20 protein-coding genes and 1 other RNA gene are annotated in these 19,396 nt (G+C 74.0%); 8 read left to right on the top strand and 13 right to left on the bottom strand.

What is annotated here, in order from left to right:
- Positions 1 to 68 precede the first annotated feature (68 nt).
- Positions 69 to 1,568, top strand: coding sequence for an MFS transporter (locus tag ABT263_RS02975; protein WP_352286924.1), 1,500 nt, complete (start codon positions 69 to 71; stop codon positions 1,566 to 1,568).
- Positions 1,569 to 1,581: 13 nt separating this feature from the next.
- Positions 1,582 to 1,980: RNase P RNA component class A (gene rnpB, locus ABT263_RS02980), an RNA gene on the top strand.
- A 79-nt stretch (positions 1,981 to 2,059) separates the two neighbouring features.
- On the opposite strand, the gene ABT263_RS02985 is transcribed toward rnpB, so the two are convergent.
- From ABT263_RS02985 to ABT263_RS02995, 3 genes are all read right to left on the bottom strand, one after another.
- The gene (locus ABT263_RS02985) at positions 2,060 to 2,317 is read right to left on the bottom strand and encodes a metallothionein (RefSeq protein ID WP_329487397.1); all 258 of its coding nucleotides are present in this window, start codon (positions 2,315 to 2,317) and stop codon (positions 2,060 to 2,062) included.
- A gap of 101 nt (positions 2,318 to 2,418) precedes the next feature.
- Positions 2,419 to 2,817 (bottom strand): ACT domain-containing protein, encoded by a 399-nt coding sequence (locus ABT263_RS02990; protein WP_329487396.1) that lies wholly within the window; start codon positions 2,815 to 2,817, stop codon positions 2,419 to 2,421.
- Positions 2,818 to 2,893: 76 nt separating this feature from the next.
- Complete coding sequence (locus ABT263_RS02995; RefSeq protein WP_352286927.1) at positions 2,894 to 4,189, bottom strand: hypothetical protein; 1,296 nt, start codon at positions 4,187 to 4,189, stop codon at positions 2,894 to 2,896.
- A 419-nt stretch (positions 4,190 to 4,608) separates the two neighbouring features.
- On the opposite strand from ABT263_RS02995, the gene ABT263_RS03000 reads away from it, so the two are divergent.
- Positions 4,609 to 5,280, top strand: a complete 672-nt coding sequence (locus tag ABT263_RS03000; RefSeq protein ID WP_352286930.1) for a PadR family transcriptional regulator — start codon at positions 4,609 to 4,611, stop codon at positions 5,278 to 5,280.
- Between the two features lie 39 nt (positions 5,281 to 5,319).
- Here ABT263_RS03000 and ABT263_RS03005 read toward each other — a convergent pair whose 3' ends face one another.
- Together ABT263_RS03005 and ABT263_RS03010 are read right to left on the bottom strand one after the other, a co-directional pair.
- Positions 5,320 to 5,520, bottom strand: a complete 201-nt coding sequence (locus ABT263_RS03005) for a hypothetical protein (RefSeq protein ID WP_329487393.1) — start codon at positions 5,518 to 5,520, stop codon at positions 5,320 to 5,322.
- Positions 5,521 to 5,548: 28 nt separating this feature from the next.
- Positions 5,549 to 5,779, bottom strand: a complete 231-nt coding sequence (locus ABT263_RS03010; RefSeq protein ID WP_329487392.1) for a DUF8847 domain-containing protein — start codon at positions 5,777 to 5,779, stop codon at positions 5,549 to 5,551.
- A gap of 453 nt (positions 5,780 to 6,232) precedes the next feature.
- On the opposite strand from ABT263_RS03010, the gene ABT263_RS03015 reads away from it, so the two are divergent.
- Complete coding sequence (locus ABT263_RS03015; RefSeq protein WP_352286933.1) at positions 6,233 to 6,934, top strand: bifunctional DNA primase/polymerase; 702 nt, start codon at positions 6,233 to 6,235, stop codon at positions 6,932 to 6,934.
- 22 nt (positions 6,935 to 6,956) lie between these two features.
- Here ABT263_RS03015 and map read toward each other — a convergent pair whose 3' ends face one another.
- On the bottom strand, positions 6,957 to 7,802 hold the full coding sequence (gene map / locus ABT263_RS03020; protein WP_329487390.1) for a type I methionyl aminopeptidase: 846 nt from the start codon (positions 7,800 to 7,802) through the stop codon (positions 6,957 to 6,959).
- A 105-nt stretch (positions 7,803 to 7,907) separates the two neighbouring features.
- Between map and ABT263_RS03025 the strand changes: the two genes are divergently transcribed.
- On the top strand, positions 7,908 to 8,132 hold the full coding sequence (locus ABT263_RS03025; protein WP_329487389.1) for a hypothetical protein: 225 nt from the start codon (positions 7,908 to 7,910) through the stop codon (positions 8,130 to 8,132).
- A gap of 63 nt (positions 8,133 to 8,195) precedes the next feature.
- Here ABT263_RS03025 and ABT263_RS03030 read toward each other — a convergent pair whose 3' ends face one another.
- From ABT263_RS03030 to ABT263_RS03040, 3 genes are all read right to left on the bottom strand, one after another.
- Positions 8,196 to 8,864, bottom strand: coding sequence for a GNAT family N-acetyltransferase (locus ABT263_RS03030; RefSeq protein WP_352286935.1), 669 nt, complete (start codon positions 8,862 to 8,864; stop codon positions 8,196 to 8,198).
- A 100-nt stretch (positions 8,865 to 8,964) separates the two neighbouring features.
- Complete coding sequence (locus ABT263_RS03035; protein ID WP_352286937.1) at positions 8,965 to 10,296, bottom strand: MFS transporter; 1,332 nt, start codon at positions 10,294 to 10,296, stop codon at positions 8,965 to 8,967.
- Positions 10,297 to 10,386: 90 nt separating this feature from the next.
- Positions 10,387 to 10,986 carry a hypothetical protein gene (locus ABT263_RS03040; RefSeq protein WP_329487386.1) on the bottom strand — a complete coding sequence of 200 codons (600 nt, stop codon included), beginning with the start codon at positions 10,984 to 10,986 and terminating at the stop codon, positions 10,387 to 10,389.
- 47 nt (positions 10,987 to 11,033) lie between these two features.
- On the opposite strand from ABT263_RS03040, the gene npdG reads away from it, so the two are divergent.
- Both npdG and ABT263_RS03050 read left to right on the top strand, forming a co-directional pair.
- Positions 11,034 to 11,726: an NADPH-dependent F420 reductase gene (npdG, locus tag ABT263_RS03045; protein WP_352286940.1), complete on the top strand. Its 693-nt coding sequence runs from the start codon at positions 11,034 to 11,036 to the stop codon at positions 11,724 to 11,726.
- A 100-nt stretch (positions 11,727 to 11,826) separates the two neighbouring features.
- Positions 11,827 to 12,021 carry a hypothetical protein gene (locus tag ABT263_RS03050; RefSeq protein WP_329487383.1) on the top strand — a complete coding sequence of 65 codons (195 nt, stop codon included), beginning with the start codon at positions 11,827 to 11,829 and terminating at the stop codon, positions 12,019 to 12,021.
- Between the two features lie 10 nt (positions 12,022 to 12,031).
- Here ABT263_RS03050 and ABT263_RS03055 read toward each other — a convergent pair whose 3' ends face one another.
- On the bottom strand, positions 12,032 to 12,847 hold the full coding sequence (locus ABT263_RS03055) for a site-2 protease family protein (RefSeq protein ID WP_329487382.1): 816 nt from the start codon (positions 12,845 to 12,847) through the stop codon (positions 12,032 to 12,034).
- A 142-nt stretch (positions 12,848 to 12,989) separates the two neighbouring features.
- Here ABT263_RS03055 and ABT263_RS03060 point away from each other — a divergent pair, with 142 nt between their 5' ends.
- Positions 12,990 to 16,385 (top strand): AfsR/SARP family transcriptional regulator, encoded by a 3,396-nt coding sequence (locus ABT263_RS03060; RefSeq protein WP_352286942.1) that lies wholly within the window; start codon positions 12,990 to 12,992, stop codon positions 16,383 to 16,385.
- A 49-nt stretch (positions 16,386 to 16,434) separates the two neighbouring features.
- Here ABT263_RS03060 and ABT263_RS03065 read toward each other — a convergent pair whose 3' ends face one another.
- The 3 genes from ABT263_RS03065 to panB form a co-directional block, all read right to left on the bottom strand.
- On the bottom strand, positions 16,435 to 17,247 hold the full coding sequence (locus ABT263_RS03065; RefSeq protein ID WP_329487379.1) for an ABC transporter permease: 813 nt from the start codon (positions 17,245 to 17,247) through the stop codon (positions 16,435 to 16,437).
- Complete coding sequence (locus tag ABT263_RS03070) at positions 17,244 to 18,266, bottom strand: ATP-binding cassette domain-containing protein (protein WP_329487378.1); 1,023 nt, start codon at positions 18,264 to 18,266, stop codon at positions 17,244 to 17,246. The genes ABT263_RS03065 and ABT263_RS03070 overlap by 4 nt, the downstream gene beginning before the upstream one ends.
- 155 nt (positions 18,267 to 18,421) lie before the next feature.
- A complete protein-coding gene (gene panB, locus ABT263_RS03075) occupies positions 18,422 to 19,291 on the bottom strand; it encodes a 3-methyl-2-oxobutanoate hydroxymethyltransferase (protein ID WP_329487377.1) in 870 nt (289 codons plus the stop codon).
- Between the last annotated feature and the right edge of the window lie 105 nt (positions 19,292 to 19,396).

Consider the following 19,396-nt stretch of genomic DNA (forward strand, 5'->3'; position numbering starts at 1 on the left):
CGGGGCCGCGCCACCCGGACGGGCCGATCCACCGCCGCTCCGGGGCGCCCGGGTGGGAGGATCGAGCCGTGGCCGAACCGACCTCCCTCCCCGCGCCGTCCGCCGACCCGGGCCGGCGCCGCAGGCTGCTGATCCTCGGGATCTGCTGCCTGAGCCTGTTCATCGTCGGGCTCGACAACACCGTGGTGAACATCGCCCTCCCGGCGATCCAGCAGGACTTCGACGCCCCGGCCTCCGGCCTGCAGTGGATCATCGATGCCTACACCCTGGTGCTGGCCTCGCTGCTGATGCTGTTCGGCTCGGTGGCCGACCGCTTCGGCCGCCGCCGGGTGTTCCAGACCGGTCTGCTGCTCTTCGTGCTCGGCTCGCTGCTCTGCAGCCTGGCACCCAGCCTGGAGTGGCTGGTGGTGTTCCGGGCGGTGCAGGCCGTCGGCGGCTCGATGCTGAACCCGGTGGCGATGTCGATCATCACCAACACCTTCACCGAACCGCGCGAACGGGCCCGGGCGATCGGCGTCTGGGGCGGGGTGGTCGGCATCTCGATGGCGCTCGGCCCGCTGCTCGGCGGGTTCCTGGTGGACATCGCCGGCTGGCCGGCGATCTTCCTGATCAACGTCCCGGTCGGGCTGGTCGCCTGCCTGCTGACCGCCCGTTACGTCCCTGAGTCGCGCTCGCCCCGGCCCCGCCGGCTGGACCCGGTCGGCCAGGTGCTGATGGTGGTGCTGCTCGGCTGCGGCACCGCCGCGATCATCGAGGGACCCGAGCACGGCTGGACGTCCCCGCTGATCCTCGGGCTCGGCGCGGCCGCGCTGGCCGCGCTGGTGGCCTTCCCGTTCTGGGAGCTGCGGGTGACCGAGCCGCTGGTCGATCCGCGGTTCTTCCGCAGCGCGCCGTTCACCGGAGCCACCGTCACCGCGGTCTGCGCCTTCGCCGCGCTCGGCGGCTTCCTCTTCCTCAACACCCTGTACCTGCAGAACGTCCGGCACTACAGCCCGGTCGAGGCGGGCCTGTGGACGTTGCCGATGGCCGGGATGATGCTGGTCTGCGCGCCGCTCTCGGGCCGGATCGTCGGCGGCCGGGGGCCGCGCGGCCCGCTGGTCGCGGCGGGTCTCGGCCTCGCCGCCAGCGGGCTGCTGCTCACCCGGCTCACCGCCGACTCCCCGCCGGGCCTGCTGCTGGCCGCCTACACGCTGTTCGGCTTCGGCTTCGGCATGGTCAACGCGCCGATCACCAATGCCGCCGTCTCCGGGATGCCGCGCGCCCAGGCGGGGGTGGCGGCGGCGGTCGCCTCGACCAGCCGGCAGGTCGGCCAGTCGCTCGGCGTCGCGGTGATCGGCACGGTGGTCACCTCGGCCGTCGTGGGCCCGGTCGCCACCGGCTTCGCCCCGGCCAGCCACGCCGGCTGGTGGATCGTGACCGGGCTGGGCCTCGCGATCCTCCTCCTCGGGCTGGTCACCACCACGGCCTGGGCCACCGGCACCGCCACCCGGGTGGCCGCCCGCCTCGGCGGCGACCCGCCCCTCGTCCGGGCCGGGGTACGGGACGCCCCGCCCGAGCGGTTACGATGACCACTACGGCGGAAGAGCCGGCCGGGCGGTCGCGACGGGTCCTCAGGGCCCGCCGAGGAACGTCCGGGCTCCACAGAGCAGGGTGGTGGGTAACGCCCACCCGGGGTGACCCGCGGGACAGTGCCACAGAAAACAGACCGCCCACCGCTTCGGCGGCGGGTAAGGGTGAAACGGTGGTGTAAGAGACCACCAGCGACCGGGGTGACTCGGCCGGCTCGGTAAACCCCACCTGGAGCAAGGTCAAGATCGGTGCCTCCGGGCACCGTGCGCGGATGTTCGAGGGCTGCTCGCCCGAGTCCGCGGGTAGACCGCACGAGGCTGTCGGCAACGGCAGTCCTAGATGGATGACCGCCTCCCCGGGCCGCGCGAGCAGCCCAGGAGACAGAACCCGGCGTACAGGCCGACTCTTCCGCCCCTCTCCGCTCCCGCCCGCCCCGGCACGGGCGCGGGCAGCGCCCGCCCGTGCCGGGAGCGACCGGCCCGTGCGCCGCTCAGGCCGGGTGGGCCCCGACCGCGTCGCGGATCTGTTCGCCCAGGCCGCCGTTGACCCGGGCGCAGTGCGCGCAGCAGAAGAACCGGCCGGCGACCTCGACGCCGTGGCCGACGATCCGGACCTGGCAGTGCTCACAGCGCGGGGCGAGCTTCTCCATCGCGCACTCGAAGCTGTCGAAGGTGTACACGTCGCCGGTGATCGTCTTGATCTCGAAGGACAGCCAGTAGTCGTTGGAGCAGACGTCGCAGACCGCCATGGGGCCGTCTCCCTTCCTGTCGGGGGGCTGACCGACCTGGCGGGCGCTCAGCCCTCCCAGTCTCGGAGCCCCCGGGGGGAGCGGCCACTCGGCGCACCCGGTCAGGCGGACCGGGCGGACAGCTCCTCCAGGGCGCGCACGGCGCGGTCGGCGTCGTCGGCGCCGACGAACAGGTGGTCGTGGTGGAAGCCGGCCACCACGTTGCAGCTGATCCCCTCCTCGGCGAGCCGCACCGCCACGGCGGCGGTCAGGCCGACGGCCTCCAGCGCCGAGTGGATGTGCAGGGTGATCCAGGCCGCCACGTACTCGTAGCGTAGGCCGAGCGCGTCGGCCTCCTCCTGCGCGACCACCACCGTCACCCCCTCGGGTTCGGCGACCGTCACCACCGGCCGCATCCCGGCGGGCACCTTCGCGGGCAGCGTGCAGTACACGTAGCGCCCCGGGTTGAGCCGCGGGCGCATGCCGCGCAGCAGGGTCGCAAGATCTCGTTCTCCGGCCATGCCCGCCACCGTAACGGCTGGGGGGCGGGCACCGGCCCGCCGTCGCGGCGTGTCGGTGCCCGGGCCCGGCCCCCGGTCAGCCCTGCGTCTTGTGGCGCCGGCTCTTGAGCATCAGGGCGCGCGAGAACTGGTCGTCCGCCGTGGTGGTCCGCTTGGGGAAGTTGGCGTTCATCAGCTTCTGGTAGGCGTCGGGCCGGAACTCGGCCATCAGCAGCCAGCCGCTGCGGACGTAGTCGGTGGGCGCGCTGTTCCCGGCGCCGTCGGTGCCGTCGATCTTGCCCGCGTAGTGGTGCGGCGGCTTGCTCATCACGTCCACGAAGGTGTTCGCGAGCGGGGCCAGCATGGCCGGGGTGATCTTGTAGCGGCCGGACAGGTAGGCCCGGTACAGGCCCGCGCAGTCCAGGCTGCCGTGGTTGTTGTCCTCCTTGCCGTTGGTCGCCGGGGCGTACCCCCAGTCGTAGGCGGGCCTGCCGGCGGGGTCGGTGTAGGTGCGCACCGAGGAGAAGAACCAGTCGACGCTGCTCTGCACGAGGGCGTCGTACCGCTTGACCCGCTTCGGGTCGTCGCCGAGGAGCTGGTGGGCGATCGCCAGGTTCTGGAAGGCGTAGTCGAACATCATCTGCTGGTTCCACGGCACCGGCTGGCCGCCCTTGTAGGGCGAGTCCGCGGCGAAGTACTGGCGGTTGCCCTTGGAGACGTCCAGCAGCCGGGCCAGGATGTGCCGGTCGACGGCGGTGTCCGCCTCGGCGACGAACCGCTTGGCCCGGTCGAGGTAGGTGGCGCCGTACTCGTGCGGGTCGCCGGTGGTCACCGGTGTCTGCCAGAGCGCCGGCGTCCGCAGGATCAGCCGGGCGCAGTTGGCGAGGTGGCCCACCGGGTCGCCCTGCTCGCCGCCGGTGCCGACGGGCTTGGTAGTGACGTCGTTGGGCCAGGCGGGGTCGACCTTGCCGGTCCAGAGCACGTGCTGCCCGACCGGGCGCTTGGCCAGGTCGTTGCGCTCGGAGAGGACGGCGTCGCAGAAGACGATCATCCGGTCGAGGACCGCGCGGTCGGCGGAGACCTCGTACACCAGGCCCATCGCCTTGGTGTCCTCGCCGCTGTGGCCCTGGGCCCACTGGTTGCCGATGTTGTCGGCGGCCGGGGTGAGCGTCTTGATGTACGCGGTGAAGGACTTGATCTCGTCCGGGGTGACGGGGCCGTCCAGGCTGCTGAACGTCAGGGCCGGGCGGGCCTTGCCGACCGCCGCGACGGAGGCGGTCGCCCCCGTCCCCTCCGTCCCGGACGCCACGCCGGCGACCGCGATCACGCCGGCGCTGAGACAGGCCAGCGTCGTGCTTCCGAGCAGGACCTTCACGGGTTTCTTCGGTGCCATGCGCGGACCTCCTGGGCATCGGTCAGCCGTCTGACCGGGGTGAGCCGTCGTTCGGCCCCGCGCGCCCACGGCGAGCGGGGCCGAACCGGCCGGCCCGGAGGGCCGACACCACGGTTGACGGCCCCCGCACCGGCCCGGGTTCACCACCGGCGGGCCGCTCGCGACCGGCACCGGCCGCCCCGACTCCCGTGACAGTGCCGTCCGTTCACCGGCCCGTTCGCCGGTCCGGTCCGGCCCGGCCCCACGGTGACCGGGCGGCAGCGCGCCGGGAGACGTCGCGGCGGCGGTGGCCCGTCCCCGCCGGCCGCAAACGCGGGTGGCCCAGTCGTCAACGATTGACGAGCGACAGTCAGCGATATATCGTCGAGCTATTGAGACAGTGACGTGAACACTGTCCGGTCCACCAGGAGGTGAGCGCGATGCGCTCCGGAACGCGATACGGGAAAGAGGGTCCGCGCGGCGGTCGGCGCCGCGGGCGGGGCCCGGAGTTCGGGGAGTTCCCCGGTGAGGGCGGAGAGGGCCGTGGGGCGTTCGGCGCGTTCGGGCCGCCGTTCGGCGGCGGTCCCGGGCGGCCGCCGGGCGGGCCGTTCGGCCACGGCTTCGGCGGGCACGGCGGGCGCGGGCACGGTCCGCGCGGCCGGCGCGGCGGGCGGGCCCGGCGCGGGGACGTGCGGGCCTCGCTGCTCGCGCTGCTCAAGGAACGGCCGATGCACGGCTACGAGATGATCGCGGAGATCGCCGAGCGGACGGGCGGGGCCTGGCGGCCGAGCCCGGGCTCGATCTACCCCAACCTCCAACTGCTGGAGGAGGAGGGCCTGATCACCGCCGAGGAGGTGAGCGGCAAGCGACTGGTCTCGCTGACCGAGGCCGGCCGGGCCGAGGCCGAGGCCGGGCCCGCCGAGCCGTGGGCGGAGGCCGGCCGGGAGGTCGACTGGGAGGCCGTCCACGAGGTCGGCCAGGCGCTCGGCGCGGTCGACCAGGCGATCCGGCAGGTGATGGCGACGGGGACGGAGGCGCAGCGCGCCAAGGGCCTCGCAGTGCTCAACGAGGCCCGCAAGAAGCTCTACCTGATCCTCGCCGAGGATGCCTGACCGCCCGAGGGGGCCGGGGACGGCGGACGGTGCCGCCGCTCAGCCGCGGACGGCGAACAGTGCCACGCAGGCGAGCAGCAGCACCGTCCAGCCGAACCAGAGCCAGGCGTTCGGCCCGAGCGCCGCGCTGTAGAGGCTGACCACCACCAGCAGGGCGGCGGTGACCACCGCGACCTGCCGGTTGTGCTGCGTCACGGCCTGCGGCCGGCGCCGGGTGCGGGTCCGTACGGTCTTCGCCATCGCCGTCCTCCCGGGGGGGGAGCGGCCGTCACCCGGAGGTGCGGGCGGTGGCCGTCTCGTCGTACTCGTAGCGCCAGAACCAGCGGAGGCCCCGCTGCTCCTTGACCCGGACGTACACCAGTGTGCGCGCGGGAGTCTCCCCGTGCGCGGGGACCGGCACCTTGTAGGTCTTGGGCACGCCGTACATCGGCCCCAACGGGATCGGGAGGATCCGGCCGTCCAGGGGGCCGCCGACGAATTCGGTGTCCGCGCTCTTCACCCCACCAGGGTCTCACCCCGCCGCGGCGGACCGGCGGGCGACCGGTGGCCGACCGCGGACGGGGCGGTACGGCGGCGCGGGGAGGCACTGTGAGGGCCGGGTGCCGGGAGTGTGACCGGAGAGGCACCGCCCCCGGTCATCCGAAGGGCCCGCGCACCCTTATCCTTCCTGTTACGCCCTCGGGGTTCACCCGGGTCAGCGGGCCCCGTACGGGCCGGGTGAGGCGCACAGCGGTGTGCCCGCCGGGCCGCCGAGCCGCAGTCTCTGTACTGCCGCGACTCCGTGCCGTGACCCGGGCGTCGGCCGTCCGGCAACCCCGGCTCCGGCCGACGGGGCGCGGACAGCAGGGCCGAGCACCGTCCCGGGAAGCAGCGGGGGGCGCTGTGCGTTGCGTCGGAGTGGTACGTCGAATGCTGTGTCACACCAGGCACGGCAATGCGCGGAAGGGGCCCGATGGAAGCCGGCAGCAGGTGGACGACCTGGTGGCAGAAGCGTGAACGTCAGCGGGCCCGGTCGGCCGACGCGGACAGCCCCGCCGCCAGACTGGATCAGCTGCTGGGCGCCGTGCGCGCCGGCTTCCCGCTCGCACCCGCCGCCCATCCGGCCGGCTACCGCTGTTCCTGCGACCGGGTGGCCTGTCCGGCCCCCGCGCAGCACCCGGTCTCCTTCGCCTGGCAGACCCAGGCGACCACCGAGCCGGAGCAGGTCGCCCGCTGGCTCTCGCGGGACCCACTGGCCAACTTCATCACCGCCACCGGCCGCGCCCACGACGTCCTGGACGTCCCGGCCGAGGCCGGCCGGCTGGCGCTGGAGCGGCTCGCGGCGCAGGGCGTCGAGGGTCCGGTCGCCGCCGTCGGCGAGGACCGCTACCTCTTCTTCACCGCCACCAGGGGCACCCCGGTGGACGAGGACGAGTGGTGGCCGAGCGCGCTGGACTCCACGCCGGACACCATGTCCGAGCACCCCGGTCTGCGCTGGCACTGCCGCGGCTCGTACACCCTGCTGCCGCCGGCCGCGCTGCCGGACGGCTCGCAGGTGCGCTGGCTCCGCGGGCCCGAGCAGCCGCTGCCGGATCCGCTGCGCGTCCTGGACGTGCTCACCGACGCCTGCACCGAGGTGGGCGCGGTCGCCGAGGAGCAGTGGCTGATCGGCTAGCGCGCCCACCCGGGGGAGCGGGCTACGGCAGGGTGAGGACCTCGGCGCCGTCGGCGGTGACGACCAGCGTGTGCTCGAACTGTGCGGTCCGCTTGCGGTCCTTGGTGACGACCGTCCAGCCGTCGGCCCAGATCTCGTAGTCGTAGGTGCCCAGGGTCAGCATCGGCTCGATGGTGAAGGTCATCCCCGGCTTGATCACCTCGGTGGCCCGCTCGCTGTCGTAGTGCGGGACGATCAGGCCGGAGTGGAACGACGTGTTGATGCCGTGCCCGGTGAAGTCCCGCACCACGCCGTAGTCGAAGCGCTTCGCGTAGGACTCGATGACCCGGCCGATCACGTTGATCTGCCGGCCGGGCTTGACCGCCTTGATCGCCCGGGCGAGCGACTCCCGGGTGCGCTCCACCAGCAGCCGGGACTCCTCGTCCACGTCGCCGCAGAGGTAGGTGGCGTTGAGGTCGCCGTGCACCCCGTGGATGTACGCGGTGGCGTCGATGTTGACGATGTCGCCGTCCTGCAGCACGGTCGAGTCGGGGATGCCGTGGCAGATCACCTCGTTGATCGAGGTGCAGATCGACTTGGGGAAGCCCCGGTAGCCGAGGTCGGACGGGTAGGCGCCGTGGTCGCACATGTAGGTGTGGGCGACGGCGTCCAGCGCGTCGGTGGTGACGCCCGGCGCGATCAGCTTGGCGGCCTCCGCCATCGCCCGGGCGGCGATCCGGCTCGCGATCCGCATCTTCTCGATGGTCTCGGCGGTCTGCACCTCGGGCCCGGTGTACGGCGCCGGCGCGGGCCGTCCGACGTACTCGGGGCGAGCGATGTGCGCCGGGACCTTGCGGGTGGGGGACTGGATGCCGGGTACGAGAGCCATGGTCGCGAGTCTATCCGTCGGTCCCCGGCCCTCCGGGGGTGTGCGGGACGGGCGGCCGCGCGCGATGATCAGTGACGACAGGCCCATCGAACGGGAGTGACCGCCATGCCCCTGGGATTCCACCGCAAGCCGACCGGACTGCCGGGCGAGTGGTTCTACTGCATCAAGCACGCCAAGGTGGAGGAGGGGCCGGAGTGCCCCGCCAAGGACCGTCTCGGCCCGTACGCCAGCCGTGAGGAGGCGGCCCACGCGCTGGAGACCGCCGAGGAGCGCAACCGGGAGTGGAAGAACGACGACGAGCGCTTCGACGGACGGCCGACCGAGGGCTGACCCCGCGACCGGCGCTGCCCCGCCCCTGGCCCGCCACCGCGGCGGGGCAGGGGCGGCGCCGTGTCAGGCGCCCTGCGGGCCGACGTACTTGGCGCTGGTCAGCGGGGCGAGCACCCGCCAGCCCAGCGTGCCGTACAGCGCGCGCCCGTCCGGCGTCCCGGCCAGCACCCCGGTCTGGGCGCCCCGGTCGTGCGCCGCGTTCGCCAGCGCCCGCATGACCAGCGAGCCGAGGCCCCTGCGGCGGTGCTCGGCGGAGGTCTCGATCTGGTCCGCGACGGCGGTCGCGCCGCAGACGCCGATCTGGCCGCGGGCCGCCAGTGCGCCGTCCTCGGCGGTGACCAGGGCGCGGACGACCTCGCCGCGGGCCCAGGTGCGCAGGCGGTAGCCCGCGGGGGCGGTGAGCCCGGGGGCGGGGGCCAGCCGGACGGTCATCAGGTAGGCCGGCTCGTCGTCGACCCACCAGTCGGGTCCGAGCCATGGGCCGACGACGGCGGGCTCCGCGAAGACCTTGAGCCACGTCCCCCGGGCGCGCACCGCGCCGGCGACCTTGCGGACGTCGGCCTCCCGTACGGCGTCCCCGGTGGCGTCCAGGACGTGCCGGGTCACGTGGTCGGTGAGGCCGACGTCGACGGTGTAGCCCCAGGGCTCCACGATCGGCGGCGCGGCCGACCGCGACACGACCCAGCCGTCCACCCAGCTCCGTACGACGTTCTCCGCCGTGATCTCCAGCATGGCCACCCTCCGCTCGCCGGACGTCAACGGAGTTCAGAGTAATAGTCTCAAGCCATCTGTGTCACTTACTTTCTCGGAACGTGGCACCGGCCCGGGCCGGTCAGACCGCCGCCCGGGCCCGTGCCTCCTCGGCCTTCGCGTGCTCGGCGCGCACCGCCGCCGCGTGCGGGTCGGTGCGGTCGTCGTACGAGAGCAGCCGGGGCAGCGCGGCGGCGAGCGCCAGCACGCCGACCACGCAGGCCACACCGCCGGCCCAGACCGAGGCCCGGACGCCGACCAGGCCGGCCATCCCGCCCGCCCGGACCTGGCCGAGCTGCGGGCCGACCGAGTAGCTGAGCAGCTCGACACCGGCCATCCGGCCGCGCACCTCGTCGGGGATGGACTGGTTCCACATGGTCGAGCGGGCGATCCCGCTGATCTGGTCGGCCCCGCCGGCCAGGGCGAGGCAGAGCAGCACCGGCCAGACGGCGCCGCAGAGACCGGCCAGGGCCATCGCCCCGCCCCAGCCGAGCGCGGCCACCACCAGCAGCCGGCCGTGCCGGTGGACCCGGGACGTCCAGCCGCTGGTCGCCGAGACCGCCAGCGCGCCCACCGCCGAGGCCGCGTACATCGGGCCGAGCGCCCAGTCGGCGCCCAGCTCCGAGGCCAGGAAGGGGAAGATCGCCACCGGGAAGGCGAACAGCATCGCGCAGACGTCGATCGCGTAGGTGCCCAGCAGGTCCTTGCGGCTCCAGGCGTAGCGGACCCCGGTCAGGACGGCCCGCACGGACGGCTTCTCGGCGCCGGTGGGCGGCGGCACCGCGCGGATCCGGGCGAGCAGCAGCAGCGAGGCGCCGAAGGTGAGCACGTCCAGCGCGTAGGCGGTCTGGACCCCGGCGAAGGCCACGATGATCCCGGCCAGCGCCGGGCCGACCACCGAACCGGCGTTGCGGTAGAGGGAGTTGAGCGCGAAAGCGGCGGTCAGCTGGTCGTGCGGGACGATCCGCGGGGTCAGCGAGTCCAGGGCCGGGCGCTGCAGGCCGTCGGTCGCGGCGACCAGGGCGGCCACCAGGTAGACCGGCCAGAGCACCGGCGTCGGCAGCAGCGCGTTGATCAGCAGCAGACCGGTGAGCAGGCCGAGCCCGGCCTCCGAGAACAGCACCAGCTTGCGCCGGTCCAGCGCGTCGGCCAGGGCGCCGCCCCAGAGGCCGAAGACGATCAGCGGCACCAGCTCGAAGGCGCCGACCAGGCCGACCGCGAAGGAGGAGCCGGTGAGGTCCTTGATCTGCATCGGCACGGCGACGTAGGTGAGGAAGCTGCCGAGGCTGGTGATGCAGCCCGAGAGCCAGAGCAGCCGGAAGTCCCGGGAGGAGTGCCAGGGTGCCAGGTCGGGACGCAGGGAGGTCAGCAGTGTCCGGACTCGCCCGGACGGAGGTGGTTCGGCGTCGTTCACGAACGACCATCCTCGGCGCCGCCCCCTCGAGGCCGCAACGGATTTTCGCCCGTCCCGCCGCCTCGGGCGCCGTCTGCCCCCGCCCCGCCGCTACCAGCGGCTGAGCCCCGGCCCCGAGCCGAGCCGCCCGGCCAGCGCCGCCAGCCGGCCGAGCGCGCCGCGCCGGGCCGGCGCCTGCCCGGCGGCGGCGCTGACCAGGTGCTGCGCGAGGTCGAACGGCTCCTCCTCGCCGGTGCCGACCGCCAGCCGCTCGTGCGCCAGCCCCGCCAGCTCGCCCCGCTCGGCGGGGCCGTCCAGGGCGAGCACGGTCGCCCCGCCCCGCCGCGCGTCGTGGACCCGTTCGAGCAGCGGCGCCCCGGCCGCCGTGGGCGCCACCACCAGCACCGTCGCCCCGCGCCCGGCCTCGGTCAGCCGCCGCAGGCCGTGCGCCAGATGGGCCGGCGCCCGAGCGGGCACCCGGTGCCGCAGCAGGGTCGGCGCCAGCCGGGGGACGTCGGACCAGGCCGCCTCGTCGTCCAGGTGGGCGGCCAGGTGCCAGGGCTCGTACTCCTCGGTGCCGACCAGCAGCAGCGCGCCCGCCCCGCGCCGGGAGACGGCGTGGCGCAGCGAGCCGGCGAAGCCGCCGACCGCCTCCAGCCAGCCCGTGCCGGTCAGCCGCTCGCGGAGTGCCGAAACTCTCACCTCGTCCATGGGCCACAGAATGTCGCGGCGGGCCGGGCGTTTGGCAGGATCGGCCCATGACTTCCCTCGATTCAGCGACAAACCCGGCCCACGAGCTGCCGGACGTCTCGCAGCTGGTGGTCGGTGTCCTCGGTGGCACCGGCGACCAGGGGCGGGGGCTCGCCCACCGGCTCGCCAAGGCCGGCCAGCAGGTGATCATCGGTTCCCGCGACGCGGCCCGCGCCGAGGCCTCGGCGGCCGAACTCGGCCTCGGCGTGCGCGGCGCCGACAACGCGACCACCGCGCGAGAGAGCGACATCGTGATCGTCGCGGTGCCCTGGGACGGGCACGCCGCCACCCTCACCGCCCTCCGCGAGGAGCTGGCCGGGAAGATCGTGGTGGACTGCGTCAACCCGCTCGGCTTCGACAAGCAGGGCGCGTACGCGCTGGTGCCGGCGGAGGGCAGTGCCGCCCAGCAGGCCGCCGCGCTGCTGCCGGACTCCCGGGTCACCGCCGCCTTCCACCACCTCTCGGCGGTGCTGCTCCAGGACGAGTCGGTCGAGCGGATCGACACCGACGTGATGGTGCTGGGCGACGAGCGGGCCGCCACCGACCTGGTCCAGGCGCTGGCCGCCCGGATCCCCGGGATGCGCGGCATCTTCGCGGGCCGGCTGCGCAACGCCCACCAGGTGGAGTCCCTGGTCGCCAACCTGATCTCGGTCAACCGCCGCTACAAGGCCCACGCGGGCCTGCGGATCACCGACGTCTGACCGGCGCCGGGGCGCGCCGATCTCACCCCCGGGCCCGGCCCGGGGGTGAGATCGGCGAGAATGGGGGCCGTCCGTCACCCGGCCCTAGGAGCCCCCCGCCATGCCCCGCACGTCCCTCTTCGCCTCGATCGTCGTCGTCCTCGCGCTGGCCGCAGCCGTGGTCTCCCTGGTGCGGGGCGACTGGGTGGGCCTGGTCTGGATCCCGCTGGCCGGCGTGGCCAGCAACGTCCTCTGGCTGAACCTGCGCCGGGCGAAGCTGGCGAAGGCCGCGGCCGAGCGCGCCGCGGCCTCCTGAAGCCGGCCGGCTAGTTCTTCCAGAAGGTGAACAGGTCGTGGCCGACCTGGGCGTACAGCCGGTCGACGCCGAGCAGGTCCATCACGCCGTAGACGGCCTCGAAGAAGTAGTGGTTCACCTCGGGCTGCCAGAGCAGCGCGAAGATCGCCAGCATCCCGTACGGGGCGAACGGCTCGACCGCCCGGCGGGCCTTGTGGGACAGCCAGGGCTCGATGATCCCGTAGCCGTCCAGACCCGGCACCGGCAGCAGGTTCAGCAGGGTCGCGCTGAGCTGCAGCATGCCGAGGAAGCCCAGGGCCAGCGCCAGCGGCGACACGCTCAGCTCGTAGCCGTTCCAGACCGCGTGCACCTCGGTGCCGTCCAGCCAGCCGGCGCCCACCGGGACCAGGATCAGCACCGCGGCCGCGAGGTTCACCAGCGGGCCGGCCGCCGAGATCAGGCTGTGCTTGAGCCGCCCGTTGATCCGGTGCCGCTCGATCCAGACCGCCCCGCCGGGCAGGCCGATGCCGCCGAGCAGCACGAAGACGATCGGCAGCACGAAGCTGAGCAGCGCGTTCGCGTACTTGAGCGGGTTGAGCGTGAGGTAGCCCTTGGCGCCGACGGTGATGTCGCCGCCGTGCAGGGCGGTGCGGGCGTGCGCGTACTCGTGCAGGCAGAGCGAGACCATCCAGCCCGCCACCACGAACAGGAAGATCCCGAACCGGGCGTTGCCGTAGCCCGCGTAGACCGCCCAGCCGGAGGTCGCGAGGGTGGCCAGCATGGCCCAGAACACCGGGCTGATCCGTCGGTCCTCGCGGCGCGAGCGCTGCGTTGCGGCGAAGGTCATGACGTGGTCGCTCCGGAGGTCTGGGGTGCGGGCAGGGGACCGATCATGCCCGGCGGGCCCGTTGCCGGACAAGCCGTCCCCGGTGAACGTCCGGAGCAGCGGTCCCGGTTCCGGTCTCCGGGGCCGGCCCGGAAATGCGTGCGTGGCACGACCCTTCATCGACCAGAATGGGCGGGTGCACTACGGCATCCTCGGTACCACCACCGCCCACCACGACGACGGCACGCCGGTCCCGCTCGGCGGTGCCCGGCTGCGGGCGCTGCTCGCCGCGCTGGTCCTGCGGCAGGGACGGCCGGTGCCGGCCGACCTCCTGGTGGACGAGGTGTGGGACACCGAGCCACCGCAGGACTCCTCCGCCGCGCTGCAGACCCTGGTCGGCCGGCTGCGCCGCACCGTCGGCCGCGACCAGGTCGGCTCCGGCCCGGCCGGCTACTGGCTGACCGAGCCGCGGACGGACCTGGGCGACTTCCAGCGGCTGGCCGGCGAGGGCCGCCGGGCGCTGGAGGAGGCCGACCACGCGCTGGCCGCCGAGCGGCTGCGCGCCGCCCTGGCGCTCTGGCGCGGACCGGCCCTCGCCGACCTGCCCGACCGCGGCGGCCCCGCCACCCGGCTGGAGGCCCAGCGGGACGAGGCCCGCCGGCACCGGATCACCGCCGACCTCGGCCTCGGCCGGGCCGCCGAACTCACCGCCGAACTCGCCGAGCTCTGCGAGCGGCAGCCGCTGGACGAGCCCCTGCAGTACCTGATGATCCGGTCCCTGCACGAGAGCGGGCGCACCGCCGAGGCGCTGCGTCACTACGAGCGGACCAGGCACGCCCTGGCGGACGAGCTCGGCGCCGATCCGGGCCGCCGTCTCCAGGACCTGCACGCCGAACTGCTGGCCCCGGTCGGGGCGCCAAGGCCGTCCGGGCCGCCGGCTCCCGAGCAGGCACCGCCGGCGGCCGCGGCGCCGACCCGCGGCGCGGGCAATCTGCGCGGCCGGCTCACCAGCTTCGTCGGCCGGGAGGACGACCTCGGCGCACTGCGCACCGCCCTCGCCGGCAGCCGGCTGGTCACCCTGACCGGCCCCGGCGGCTCCGGCAAGACCAGGCTCTCGATCGAGGCCGGCCGCGTCGAGCAGGCCGCCGGCCACTGGCCGGACGGCGTCTGGCTGGCCGAACTCGCCCCGCTGGAGAGCCCGCTCGCCGTCCCGGCCGCGGTGGTCTCCGCGCTCGGGCTGCGCGAGACGCTGCTGCACACCGGCAGCCTGGTCGCCGAGGCGCTGGAGAGCCGCGCGGAGGATCCGCTCCGCCGGCTGGTCGAGTACTGCGGCCACCGCCGGATGCTGCTCGTGCTGGACAACTGCGAGCACCTGATCCAGGCCGCCGCCGACCTCACCGACCAGCTGCTCGCCGAGTGCCCCGGCCTCACCGTCCTCGCCACCAGCCGCGAACCGCTCGGTGTCCCCGGGGAGAGCGTCCTGCCGGTCGAGCCGCTGCCCGACCCGGTCGCGCTGCGGCTGCTCGTCGAGCGCGCCGCCGCCGCCCGCCCGGGCTTCGACCCGCAGAGCGATCCGGCCGCCTGTGCCGAGATCTGCCGCCGGCTGGACGGCCTGCCGCTCGCCATCGAACTGGCCGCCGCCCGGCTGCGGGTGATGACGGCCCGCCAGATCGCCGACCGGCTGGACGGCCGCTTCGCGCTGCTCACCGGCGGCAGCCGCACCCTGCTGCCCCGTCAGCAGACCCTGCGCGCGGTGGTCGACTGGAGCTGGGACCTGCTGGGCAAGCAGGAGCGGGCGGTGCTGCGCCGGCTCTCGGTCTTCGCCGGCGGCTGGCGGCTGGAGGACGCCGAGGCGATCTGCGCCGACGAGGCCGAGGTGCCCCGCGAGGAGGTCGCGGACGCCCTGCTCTCGCTGGTCGACAAGTCGCTGCTGGTGGCCGACCTGGGCGGCGAGGGCCTGCCCCGCTACCGGATGCTGGAGACCATCCACGAGTACGCCACCGAGCGGCTGGCCGAGGCGGCCGAGCGGAGCGAGACCGGCCGCCGGCACGTCGAGCACTTCCGCGAGCTGGTCCGGACCGCCGAACTGCGCCTGCACGGACCGGAGCAGCTGACCTGGCTGGCGGTGCTGGAGCGGGAGCAGGAGAACATCCGGGCGGCGCTGCGGCGGGCGGTCGACCGCGGCGACGAGCACGAGGCACTGGTCCTCGTGCTCGGCATGAGCTGGTACTGGTCGCTGCGCGGCTTCGGGCTGGAGGCCCGGGAGTGGTACGAGGCGGTGGCCGCGCTCGGCCCGGACCCGTTCGACCCGGCCACCCTGCCGCTGCGGCCGCTGGAGCGGCCGGTGCTGGAGTACGGCATGCCGCTGCCGCCGAGGGTGGCCGAGGAGGCCCGCCGCGAGGTGGTGATGTACCGGCTGGTCGGGCTCTTCGAGGGCAACCTGGAGGTGCTCGGCGACCCGGAGGCGCTGCGGCTCTCCCGGAACCTGCTCGACGCGTACACCCCGGACCTCCCGCAGGCCTACCGGTTCCCGGGCCTGATGCGGGTGTTCGGGGCCTTCCTGGCCGGCAAGCTGGAGCTGCTGCGCGACCTGCTGAACGACGCGGTGGACGGCTGCCGCGTGCACGGCAGCGACAACGACCTGGCGTTCATCCTGCAGATCCGGGCCAAGATGATGAACGACTGGCCCGGCGGGATGGAGCAGTCCCTGCGCGACGGCGAGGAGTCGCTGGAGCTGTTCCGGCGCTGCGGCGACCGGTGGGGGATGTCCCAGGCCTACGCGGCCCGCGGCGAGTCGATGTCCAACGAGGGCCGGTCCGAGGAGGCCGTCGTCGCGTACGAGCGCGCCATCGAGCTGGCCGAACTGCTGGGCGCCCCGCAGGAGGTGCCGATGCTGCAGGTACAGCTCGGCGGGGCGATGCTCGGCATCGACCTCGACACCGGCGAGCGGCACATCCGGGAGGCCCTGGCCTCGGTCGAGCCGGGCGAGAGCCACGCGGCCAACGGCGCGCTGCTCTTCGGGCACCTGATGCTCTGCGCGGTGCACGCCCAGCGCGGTGAGTTCGACGCCGCGCTGCGCGAGCTGGACCAGCTGAGCGGGACCAAGGTGGGCGGCTTCGCCCCCGGCCTGGTCGGCGGGCTGCTGACGGTCACCCGGGGCTGGATGGTGGCCCGTTCCGGGGATCCGGACCGCGGGATGGAACTCCTGCGGGAGGGGCGGCGGTTGCTGCGCGAGCTGACGGACACCACGAGCGGTTTCGCGGAGCAGATGTCCGTGATGATGGTGCTCCCGGCGGTCGGTGTCCTGTGGGCCTACGCCGAGCGGGACGACGACGACGAGGCGGCCCGCCGGGCGGCGGTCCTGCTCGGCGCGCACGTCGGTCTGACCGGGCCCAAGGGCGGCTACCTGGAACGGGTGGAGAGCGAGCGGACCGAGGCGGGCCTGCGGGCCCGGCTGGGTGAGGACGCCTTCGCCGAGGCCCGCGCGCTGGGCGCCTGCCGCTCGATCGCCGAGGCGAACGCGCTGCTGGAGCGGATGATCGACTGGCCGGCCGGCTGACCCCCCGTCCCAGGGGTCGGCCGGCCGGCGGACCAGGTGGTGCGGGCCCTCAGGTCCGCTTGCGGAACCGGGCCACCGCGAGCGGCGCGAAGACCGCGGTGATGCCGATCGACCAGCCGAGCACGATGAGCACCGGGTGGGCCACCGCGCCCTCGCCGTTGAGCAGCGCGCGGCAGGCGTCGGCGAGCGCCGAGAGCGGGTTCACCTTGGTGAAGGACTGCAGCCAGCCCGGCATGGTGTCGGTCGGCGCGAAGATCGAGCTGCCGAACTGCATCGGCATCAGGACGAGCATGGACACTCCCTGGACGGCCTGGGCGCTCTTCATCGCCATGCCGAGCAGCATCGAGATCCAGACGATCGACATGCCGAAGACCAGCGAGAGGCCGACCGCGGCCAGCGCCTCCAGCGGTCCGGTCTTCACCTCGAAGCCGAGGATCAGCGCGAAGCCGATCAGGATGGCGAAGGAGACCAGCGCCCGGCAGGTCTCCGCGGCGATCTTGGAGAGCAGGACGGCGGAGCGTCCGATCGGCAGGGTGCGGAAGCGGTCCATCACCCCGGTCTGGAAGTCGCTGTTCAGACCGGTGCCGACGGCCATCGCCAGGGTGAGGCCGGTCTGCCCGAGCAGACCGGGGATCATGTACTGCTTGTACGCGTCCTGGCCGCCGGAGATCGCCCCGCCGAAGACGTAGACGAAGAGCACGGTGAAGATGATCGGCATCAGCACCGCGTCGAACATCGACTCCGGGTCCGCCTTGATCCGCATCAGGTTGCGGCGGGTCAGCGCCCCGATGTGCCGGAAGGTGCCGGCCAGGCCGATCCGGGTGTCCTCCACCCGGGCGGGGGCGAGCGTTGCGGTGGTCATGCGACGGGCTCCTTGGCGAGGCTCGGGGCGGCGGCCGCGACGGTCGCGGGCTTGCCGGTGATGGTGAGGAAGACCTCGTCCAGGCTGGGGACCAGGGTGTCGATGCCGGCGATGGCGAAACCGCGGGTCCCGAGCACCCCGACCACGGCGGTCAGCTGCGCCTCGTCGGTGATCGGGACCGACAGCAGGCCGGTGTCGGCCGAGACGGTGGCCCCGGCGATGCCGCTCTCGCGCAGGCAGCGGGCCATCTCGGAGAGTTCGCCCGGGTGCGCCGGGCGGACCTGCAGGGTCTGGCCGCCGACCTGGGCCTTGAGCTCGGCCACCCCGCCGGAGGCGATCACCCGGCCGCGGTCGATCACGGTCAGCTCGTTCGCGAGCTGCTCGGCCTCCTCCATGTACTGGGTGGTGAGCAGCACGGTGGTGCCCTCGCCGACCATCCGCTGCACCTCGTCCCAGACCTCGTTGCGGGTGCGCGGGTCCAGGCCGGTGGTGGGCTCGTCCAAGTAGAGGACCCGCGGCCGGCCGATCATGCTGGCGGCCAGGTCGAGGCGGCGGCGCATGCCGCCGGAGTAGGTCTTGGCGACGCGCTTGGCGGCCTCGGTGAGCGAGAAGCGCTCCAGCAGCTCGGTGGCGCGGGCCTTGGCGTCCTTGCGGGAGAGGTCCAGCAGCCGGCCGATCAGGTAGAGGTTCTCGTAGCCGGAGAGCATCTCGTCGACGGAGGCGTACTGGCCGGTCAGGCCTATCGTGCGGCGCAGTTGCTTGGGCTGGCGCAGCACGTCGTAGCCGCCGACGAAGGCCGTGCCGGCGTCCGGCTTGATCAGCGTGGAGAGGACCCGGACGAGCGTGGTCTTGCCGGCGCCGTTCGGGCCGAGCACGCCGAGCACGGTGCCCTCGCGGACGGTGAGGTCGACACCGTCGAGTGCCTTGGTCGCGCCGTAGTGCTTGACGATGCCGCGCACCTCTACGGCATTGCCCGCGGCGGGCCCCCGGTCGTTCGGGGCAGTGGCGATTCGTGTCATGCCCCCAGACTGTCCGACCCCACTGACAGTCTGCTGTCACGGTGTGCCCGGGCCCGGGCGGCCCGCTGTCATCCCGCTGTCGCGGCGCACCCGGTGCGGCGTCCCGGGCACGGGTGGGGCCCCGCTCCGAGCGGAGCGGGGCCCGTACCGGCCGGTCAGTGGAAGGTGTGCTCCGGGGCCGGGAAGGCGCCGGACTGCACGTCGGCGGCGAACTCGCGGGCGGCCTCGCCGAGGACGGCCCGCAGGTCGGCGTACTGCTTGACGAACTTCGGGACCCGGCCCGCCGTCATGCCGGCCATGTCCGTCCAGACCAGCACCTGCGCGTCGGTGTCCACCCCGGCGCCGATGCCGACGGTCGGGATGGCCAGCTGCTCGGTGACCTGGGCGGCCAGCTCGGCGGGGACGGCCTCCAGGACGACGGCGAAGGCGCCGGCCTGCTGGACGGCCTTGGCGTCGCGCAGCATCCGGTGCGCCGCCTCGTCGCCGCGGCCCTGGACGGGGTAGCCGCCGAAGGCGTGCACGGACTGCGGGGTGAGGCCGATGTGGGCCATCACCGGGATGCCGGCCTCGACCAGCAGCTCGATCGACCGGGCGCTGCGCTCGCCGCCCTCCAGCTTGACCGCGCCGACCCCGGCGTCCTTCATCAGCCGGACGGCGTTGTGCATGGCCTGCGCGGGGGACTCCTGGTAGGAGCCGAAGGGCAGGTCGGCGACGATCATGGCGCGCTTGGTGCCGCGGACGACGGCGGCGGAGAGCATCACCATCTGATCCATGGTCACCGGCACGGTGGTCTCGTAGCCGAGGTGGCAGTTGGCCGCCGAGTCGCCGACCAGCAGGACGGGGGTGCCGGCCTCGTCGAAGACGCCTGCGGTGAGGGCGTCGTAGGCGGTGAGCATCGACCACTTCTCGCCGCGCTGCTTGGCGGCGGCGAGGTCGCGGACGGTGACGCGGCGGTTGGTGACCCCGCCGTAGAGGGTCGCGGTCGACGCCTGGTTCTGGGCAGGCGAAGGCGAAGAAGCGTTCATCGAACAGGCTCCTGAAGGGTTGTCGTCTCGTGGCGCCGTGCGGCGTCCCCGGATCCCCTCCATGCTTGCACGCCCCGGCGCGGGCGCAAAGAGGCGTGCCCGGAC

The sequence above is a fragment of the Kitasatospora sp. NPDC001603 genome, from assembly GCF_040298365.1.
Classification (GTDB): Bacteria; Actinomycetota; Actinomycetes; order Streptomycetales; family Streptomycetaceae; genus Kitasatospora.

What these genes read in the sequence shown, in the direction of transcription:
- ABT263_RS02985 (WP_329487397.1), bottom strand. Translation starts at nt 2,317, where the DNA reads ATGGCGGTCTGCGACGTCTGCTCCAACGACTACTGGCTGTCCTTCGAG.
- ABT263_RS02990 (WP_329487396.1), bottom strand. Translation starts at nt 2,817, where the DNA reads ATGGCCGGAGAACGAGATCTTGCGACCCTGCTGCGCGGCATGCGCCCG.
- ABT263_RS02995 (WP_352286927.1), bottom strand. Translation starts at nt 4,189, where the DNA reads ATGGCACCGAAGAAACCCGTGAAGGTCCTGCTCGGAAGCACGACGCTG.
- ABT263_RS03000 (WP_352286930.1), top strand. Translation starts at nt 4,609, where the DNA reads ATGCGCTCCGGAACGCGATACGGGAAAGAGGGTCCGCGCGGCGGTCGG.
- ABT263_RS03005 (WP_329487393.1), bottom strand. Translation starts at nt 5,520, where the DNA reads ATGGCGAAGACCGTACGGACCCGCACCCGGCGCCGGCCGCAGGCCGTG.
- ABT263_RS03015 (WP_352286933.1), top strand. Translation starts at nt 6,233, where the DNA reads ATGGAAGCCGGCAGCAGGTGGACGACCTGGTGGCAGAAGCGTGAACGT.
- map (WP_329487390.1), bottom strand. Translation starts at nt 7,802, where the DNA reads ATGGCTCTCGTACCCGGCATCCAGTCCCCCACCCGCAAGGTCCCGGCG.
- ABT263_RS03025 (WP_329487389.1), top strand. Translation starts at nt 7,908, where the DNA reads ATGCCCCTGGGATTCCACCGCAAGCCGACCGGACTGCCGGGCGAGTGG.
- ABT263_RS03030 (WP_352286935.1), bottom strand. Translation starts at nt 8,864, where the DNA reads ATGCTGGAGATCACGGCGGAGAACGTCGTACGGAGCTGGGTGGACGGC.
- ABT263_RS03040 (WP_329487386.1), bottom strand. Translation starts at nt 10,986, where the DNA reads ATGGACGAGGTGAGAGTTTCGGCACTCCGCGAGCGGCTGACCGGCACG.
- npdG (WP_352286940.1), top strand. Translation starts at nt 11,034, where the DNA reads ATGACTTCCCTCGATTCAGCGACAAACCCGGCCCACGAGCTGCCGGAC.
- ABT263_RS03050 (WP_329487383.1), top strand. Translation starts at nt 11,827, where the DNA reads ATGCCCCGCACGTCCCTCTTCGCCTCGATCGTCGTCGTCCTCGCGCTG.
- ABT263_RS03055 (WP_329487382.1), bottom strand. Translation starts at nt 12,847, where the DNA reads ATGACCTTCGCCGCAACGCAGCGCTCGCGCCGCGAGGACCGACGGATC.
- ABT263_RS03065 (WP_329487379.1), bottom strand. Translation starts at nt 17,247, where the DNA reads ATGACCACCGCAACGCTCGCCCCCGCCCGGGTGGAGGACACCCGGATC.
- ABT263_RS03070 (WP_329487378.1), bottom strand. Translation starts at nt 18,266, where the DNA reads ATGACACGAATCGCCACTGCCCCGAACGACCGGGGGCCCGCCGCGGGC.
- panB (WP_329487377.1), bottom strand. Translation starts at nt 19,291, where the DNA reads ATGAACGCTTCTTCGCCTTCGCCTGCCCAGAACCAGGCGTCGACCGCG.